The organism is Methylorubrum podarium (assembly GCF_022179745.1).
Taxonomy (GTDB): domain Bacteria; phylum Pseudomonadota; class Alphaproteobacteria; order Rhizobiales; family Beijerinckiaceae; genus Methylobacterium; species Methylobacterium podarium.
The window spans coordinates 1-7,007 of the sequence record NZ_BPRD01000302.1; the positions used below are offsets into that span (position 1 = coordinate 1).

Genomic DNA, 7,007 nt, shown 5'->3' on the forward strand with positions numbered 1-7,007 from the left:
GGCCGCGCCCTTCCAGGTTGATCTATGCCGACGCTCAGTGCGCGTGGGCGGATGAAGCGCCGATGCCGGTCTCCGAGCGCACGAACTGGGCATCGAAGGCGGCGCGCTCACGGTCCCCCCGGCGGGTCCGGTCGATCTTCGAGACCCCCCAGATCGTCAGGAAGGCCAGCGGCATCGAGAACAAAGCCGGGTTCGCGTAGGGGAACAGCGCCGCCGGATGGCCGAAGGTCTTCACCCAGACCGCGTCGGACAGCACCACCATGACCACCGCCGCGACCAGGCCGACGAGGCCGCCCGCCAGGGCGCCCCAGGTCGTGGTGCCGCGCCAGAGGATCGACATGGTCAGGACCGGGAAGTTGCAGCTCGCCGCCACGGAGAAGGCGAGGCCGACCATGAAGGCGACGTTCTGGTTCTCGAAGACGTAGCCGAGATAGATCGCGACGATGCCGATGGCGACGGCGGAGAACTTGGACAGGTTCACCTCCGCCCGCTCCGTGGTCCGCCCGCGGGCGAAGACCTGCGCGTAGAGATCGTGGCTGATCGCCGAGGCGCCGGCCAGCGTCAGCCCCGCCACCACCGCGAGGATGGTCGCGAAGGCCACCGCCGAGATGAAGCCGAGGAAGTACGGCCCGCCGACGGCGTTGGCGAGGTTCACGGCCACCATGTTGGAGCCGCCGACCATGTCCTTGATCTTGTCGTAGGTCGTGCCGTCCGCACCGAGCTTGAAGTAGCTCGGATCGGACATCAGCAGGGCGATGCCGCCGAAGCCGATGATGAAGGTGAGGATGTAGAAGTAGCCGATCAGGCCGGTGGCGTAGAACACCGACTTGCGGGCGGCCTGGGCGTCCGACACCGTGAAGAAGCGCATCAGAATGTGCGGCAGGCCGGCGGTGCCGAACATCAGGCCGACGCCGAGCGAGATCGAGTCGATCGGGTTCGAGACGAGGCCGCCGGGCGCCATGATGGCGTCGCCCTTCGGATGCGTCTGCACGGCGGCCGCGAACAGCTTCTCCGGGCTGAAGTCGTAGAGGTAGAGCACGGCGCCGGCCATGAAGGTCGCGCCGCCGAGCAGCAGGCAGGCCTTGATGACCTGCACCCAGGTCGTCGCCTTCATGCCGCCGAAGGCGACGTAGATGATCATCAGCGCGCCGACGATCACCACCGCGTAGAGGTAGTCGAGGCCGAACAGGAGCTGGATCAGCTTCCCCGCGCCGACCATCTGCGCGATCAGGTAGAACGCCACCACGACGAGGGTGCCGGTGGCCGAGATGATGCGGATCGAGGTCTGGTCGAGGCGGAAGCTCGCGACGTCGGCGAAGGTGAACTTGCCGAGGTTGCGCAGCCGCTCCGCGATCAGGAACAGCACGATCGGCCAGCCGACGAGGAAGCCCGTCGAGTAGATCAGGCCGTCGAAGCCCGAGGAATAGACGAGCCCGGAGATGCCGAGGAAGGACGCCGCCGACATGTAGTCGCCGGCGATCGCCAGCGAGTTCGTGCGCGCCGAGATGCCGCCGCCCGCGGCGTAGAAGTCGGCCGCCGACTTGGAGCCCTTGGCCGCCCGGTAGGTGATGCCGAGGGTGAACAGCACGAAGAACAGGAACATGAAGATCGCGGGCCAGTTCGTGGCCTGCTTCTGCACGGCCCCCAGGTCCGGGCCGGCGGCGAGCGCCGACCCCATGCCGAGGGCGAGCGTCACGCCGAGGAACAGGGCGGCTCGGGGGATGAGACAGATCACGCTGCGGCTCACTTGGCGAGGCTCCGGATGAGGTCGGACGAGAGCCGGTCGTAGCGGGTGTTGGCGCGGGCGACGTAGAGGCCGGTCAGCACGAAGGCGAAGACGATGACGAACATGCCCATGTAGAAGCCGAGCGAGGCGGTGCCGCCGACCTTGGTGGCGAGCAGCGCCTTGTCGAAGGCGATGAGGCCGATGAAGCCGAAATAGACCGCCAGCATCAGGCCGGTGAGGATCCAGCCGAAGCGCGTGCGTTCGTGGACCAGGGTCTTGAAGGTCGGGTGCTCGGCGATGCGATCGAGCCGGTGATCGGGCTCGGGCATGTCGAGGGTTCCCGCTCCGTGGAGCGAGCGGGCGTCCGGCGTCGCGGACGGCCCCGCCGTCTGTAAGGTGCTCATGAATTTCCTCCGGCGCGATCGTATCCCGGCGCGGCGACCGGCCGGGATCGGCTGCTTATTCTGTGATGATGACAATCGGGGCGTTGGCGCTCGCCCCAGCGCAAGCCGAGACCGGGGCGCCCGAAGCGGGCGCCCGGCACGGTGTCCTCCGGTCCGTGGACCATGCGTGAAACGGCTCCGGCCGCGCGGGGCGCGGCCGGACCTGTCGGAACGCGCTCAGGCCGAGCGGTTCTGCCGGTTCTCGATCAGATCGTCGACGACCGCCGGCTCGGCGAGGGTCGAGGTGTCGCCGAGCGAGCCGAAATCGTCCTCGGCGATCTTGCGCAGGATACGGCGCATGATCTTGCCCGAGCGGGTCTTGGGCAGGCCCGGCGCGAACTGGATCAGGTCGGGCGAGGCGATCGGGCCGATATCCTTGCGGACCCAGGTCACGAGTTCCTTGCGCAGCTCGTCCGAGCCCTCCTCGCCCTCGTTGAGGGTGACGTAGGCGTAGATGCCCTGGCCCTTCACGTTGTGCGGATAGCCGACGACCGCGGCCTCCGAGACCTTCGGGTGCGCGACGAGCGAGGATTCGACCTCGGCCGTGCCCATGCGGTGGCCCGACACGTTGATGACGTCGTCGACGCGGCCGGTGATCCAGTAATAACCGTCCGCATCGCGGCGGGCGCCGTCGCCGGTGAAGTAGAGGTTCCTGTAGGTCGAGAAGTAGGTCTGCTCGAACCGCTCGTGGTCGCCGTAGACCGTGCGCATCTGGCCGGGCCAGCTGTCCTTGATGCAGAGGTTGCCCTCGCAAGGACCGTCGAGTGCCTTGCCCTCGGCATCGACCATCACCGGCTGCACGCCGAAGAAGGGTCGCGTCGCCGAGCCGGGCTTGAGCTTGGTGGCGCCGGGCAGCGGCGTGATGAGGATGCCGCCGGTCTCGGTCTGCCACCAGGTATCGACGATGGAGCAGCGGGAATCGCCGACGACGCGGTAGTACCAGTCCCAGGCCTCGGGGTTGATCGGCTCGCCGACCGAGCCGAGCACCCGGAGCGAGGCGCGCGAGGTCTTCTTCACCGGCCCCTCGCCGCCGCCCATCAGCGAGCGGATCGCGGTCGGCGCGGTGTAGAAGATGTTGACCTTGTGCTTGTCGATGACTTCCCAGAAGCGGGAGTTCGACGGGTAGGTCGGGATCCCCTCGAACATCAGCGTGGTCGCGCCGTTCGCGAGCGGGCCGTAGACGATGTAGCTGTGGCCGGTGACCCAGCCCACATCCGCCGTGCACCAGTAGATGTCGCCGTCGTGGTAGTCGAAGACGTACTGGTGGGTCATCGCGGCGTAGACGAGATAGCCGCCGGTGGTGTGCACCACGCCCTTCGGCTGGCCGGTCGAGCCCGAGGTGTAGAGGATGAAGAGCGGGTGCTCGGCTTCGACCGCCTCGGCCGGGCACTCGTCCGTCACCTGCGCGGCGGCCTCGTGGTAGTAGACGTCGCGGCCGGGCTCCATCGCCACGTTGCCGCCGGTGCGCTTCACCACGATCACGTGGTCCACGAGATCCTGATCGAGGCGCTTGATCGCCTCGTCGACATTGGCCTTGAGCGGCACCTTGCGCCCGCCGCGCAGCCCCTCGTCGGCGGTGATGACGAGCTTCGAGCCGCAGCCCTTGATGCGGCTCGCCAGGGAGTCGGGCGAGAAGCCGCCGAAGACGATGGCGTGGATGGCCCCGAGCCGCGCGCAGGCCAGCATCGCGTAGGCGGCCTCGGGGATCATCGGCAGATAGAGCGTGACGCGGTCACCCTTGCCGACGCCGCGGTTGCGCAGGACGTTGGCCATCCGGCACACTTCCGCGTGCAACTGCTTGTAGGTGATGTGCTTCGACTCGTTGGGGTCGTCCCCCTCCCAGATGATGGCGGTCTGGTCGCCGCGGGTCGCGAGATGACGGTCGATGCAGTTGAGTGCGACGTTGGTCTTTCCGTCCTCGAACCATTTGATCGAGACGTTGCCCGGCGCGAAGCTCGTATTCTTGACTTTGCTGAACGGCGTCGACCAGTCGATCCGCTTGCCGTGCTCGGCCCAGAACGCCTCGGGATCGGAGACGGAGGCCGTATACATTTCCTTGTACTTGGCGTCGTCGATCAGTGCCCGCTCCCGCCAGGCATCCTGAACGTCGATGACCTTCTCGCTCATTGGGTTTCTTCCCTGCCGGTGCCCGATCGTATCGCGAAGGTCCGCGCAGCCGGGGCTTCCTCAGAACTCATAAGCGCAGTTGAAGACACCCGGCAAGCACCAAAAAGTCGAGTTCTGCAATTTTGCGCAATCGAGTTGTGCACTAATTGATTGTGGGTTTTTCGCCGACCCTCCGGCTCGCGCTACGAGTCTCTGATAAATCCGCGAAACGCTTGTCGTTCCACAAGAATTGAGCGCTCGACGCACCGGACGCACGCGACCGGACCGGGCGCCGGCCGCTCTGTCAGGCGGCCGGAAACAGCATCTCGACGAGGGTGCCCTCGTCCTTGCGGCTGGTGATGCGGAAGCGGCCGCGATTGGCCTCCACGAGCGCCTTGGTGAGCGTCAGTCCGAACCCCTTCTCCTCGCCCTCGGCGTCGGGGCCGACATCGGCGCGGAACGGTTCGAGCGCGCTGGTCAACTCGTCCTCGGTCATGCCGGTGCCGGTGTCGCGCACCCGCAGGGCGACCTCTCCTCGTTCGGCGAGGGTCGTCGAGATGATCACCTGCCCGCCGGCCTCGGTCACGCGGATGGCGTTTCCGAGCACGTTCAGCGTCGCCTGCCGGATCGAGCGCTCGTCCGCCCGTATGGCCGGCAGAGCCGGAGCGAGGCTGGTGCGCAGGACGATGCGGTCCCGCGCCGCCTGCGCCTGCTGCGCGGCGATGCAGGAGGCGACGAGATCGTTGAGGGCAAGGTCGGCGAAGGTGAGCTTGCCGCGGCCGGCCTGGATCTCGGCGAGGTCGCGCAGATCGTCGATCAGGCCGGCGATCCGGCCGCCGGAGAGACGCACCTCGCGCAGATACGCCTCCAGACGCTCGGCATCCGCCCGGTCGAAGCGGTCCGAGAGCATCATGTCGGTGAGGCTGAGGATCGCGTTGAGCGAGGGGCGGATCTCGCGGCTGACGCGGGCGAGCGCGTTGGCCCTCCAGGAGGCTTCCGCCTCGGTCTCGCTCCGCGGCGCGGGCTGGCCGACGGAAGCGGCCGGAGGCGCGGTGTCCTCGTCGCGGATCTCGCGCAGGCTGGCGCAGTAGCCCGGCGCGTCCTCGCCCAGCAGCCGGGCGATGCGCAGGCGCAGGGCCGCCGCCCCGGTGCGCGGCGTGACGCCGTGGATCTCGCTCGCACCCGAGCGCCGGGAATTGGTGACCGCGGTCTCGAGGGCCGTCAGGCTCTCGGGCGCGAAGAGATCGGCGAAGCGCCCGCCCACGACCTCCTTGGGATGGGCGTGAACGAGTTCGGCCGCGCTCGGATTCAGGCCCACGACCCGGCCCTCGGCGTCGATGGTGACGACCCCCTCTTCCAGGCTATCCAGCACCTTCTCCGCCCGCAGCCGCGCGGCATTGGCCGGCACGGCGGGAAGCTGACCCGCTCCGGCGGCCGGCGTCGCCCGCGCGAGGCAGATTTCGGCCGGCGCCCCCTCCCAGACGAGACCGGCCCGATCGACCAGGAGCGCCACCGTGCCCCCCTCGGGCCGGGCGAAGGGGACCGGCCCAACGATCTCACGGTCCCTCGGCGGGAGGCCGCGGAAGAGGTGGGCGAGACCGGCCTGACGCAGGGCCGGCAGGTCCGTGTAGCCGGTGAGGCCGAGGAAGGTGCGGCTGGCGAACAGCATCTCGCTTCCGCGGTAGACCAGGACTCCGACCGGCAGGCTTTCGAGCAGCTCCGTCAGGGCCGCCTGGGCCCGGGCCTCGGTCTCCGCGAGCCGGGACGGCGGCGTCGGGAACGGCATGACGGAGTTTTTCGCCGCGGCCTCGGGCTGCGCGGAGACCGGCGCCGCGTCCTCGGCCGCCTCGTCGGGCGCGAACCGCAAGCCGAGGATGCGCGCCACCTCGCGGAAGGCCGCATGCTCGTTCACCGACAGGCCGGCGTCCGGCTCCGGCTCGCGGACGGGCTCCGCCTCCGGCCCGTCGTCGGGTGCGGGCTCCTCGTGCGCGATCGTCCGCGGGCGCCGCTCGCCGAGAATCGCGAAACCGCCGAACCCGGAGAAATCCTCCGTCGCGCGACCGGACGGGGCACCGGAGATTTCGAGGTCGTGCTCGTAGGACCGCCCGTGCACCACGAGCGGCAGGGCGCGGAAGGTGCGGCGGGCCGAGAGCGCCTCCGTCAGCGCCGCACCCTCGATCACGCCGTCGGCGGCGAGCAGCGCCCAGGGCCGGCCGAGCAGGGCCTCGGCAAGGTCGGGATGGGTGCGCGAGATGTGCGTCAGCACGCCCCCGGAGTCGCTGCGCCAGATCAGGCGCACCGGCAGATCCCCCGTCTCCGCGGCCGGCTGCGGCGTCGTATCGGGCTTCGAGGCCTCCGGCACGACGTCCGAGGAGACCACCGCCTCGGGCGCCGGATCGACTTTCGCCGACGCGGTCTCGAACGGCCGCAGGGCCGGCAAGGCGCCGATCGGTGCGAGGAGGAGGACGGGATCGCCCGGCGCGATCTCGACGCGCGCGGCGAGGGCGACCACCGGCGGGGCGACACCGCGGGGATCGAAGCGCAGGCGGACCATGCGCGGCCGCGCGTCGAGGGTGCCGGCACGACCGATCTGCGCCGACAACCGCAGAGCGGGCAGGACGACGCCTTCGGAATCGGCGACACCCGCCCGCAGCGACAGAGCCGCGCCGTCGGCATGGAGGATCCGCTCGGCAGCGCCATCGAGGACGAGCAGCGCGCCGCCCTCGCGGACG

The 7,007-nt window shown here is 69.4% G+C and carries 4 protein-coding genes; all 4 read right to left on the reverse strand.

Annotated features, from left to right (window positions below):
* Window positions 1–34: 34 nt before the first annotated feature.
* Window positions 35–1,678 carry a cation acetate symporter gene (locus MFF42_RS15290; protein WP_238256506.1) on the reverse strand — a complete coding sequence of 548 codons (1,644 nt, stop codon included), beginning with the start codon at window positions 1,676–1,678 and terminating at the stop codon, window positions 35–37.
* Between the two features lie 65 nt (window positions 1,679–1,743).
* Window positions 1,744–2,130, reverse strand: coding sequence for a DUF485 domain-containing protein (locus MFF42_RS15295; protein WP_238256503.1), 387 nt, complete (start codon window positions 2,128–2,130; stop codon window positions 1,744–1,746).
* 216 nt (window positions 2,131–2,346) lie between these two features.
* Entirely contained in the window at window positions 2,347–4,296 is a 1,950-nt protein-coding gene (gene acs / locus MFF42_RS15300) for an acetate--CoA ligase (protein WP_238256504.1), read from the reverse strand.
* Window positions 4,297–4,579: 283 nt separating this feature from the next.
* The coding region (locus tag MFF42_RS15305; protein ID WP_238256505.1) for a sensor histidine kinase at window positions 4,580–7,007 on the reverse strand (2,428 nt) is incomplete at its 5' end.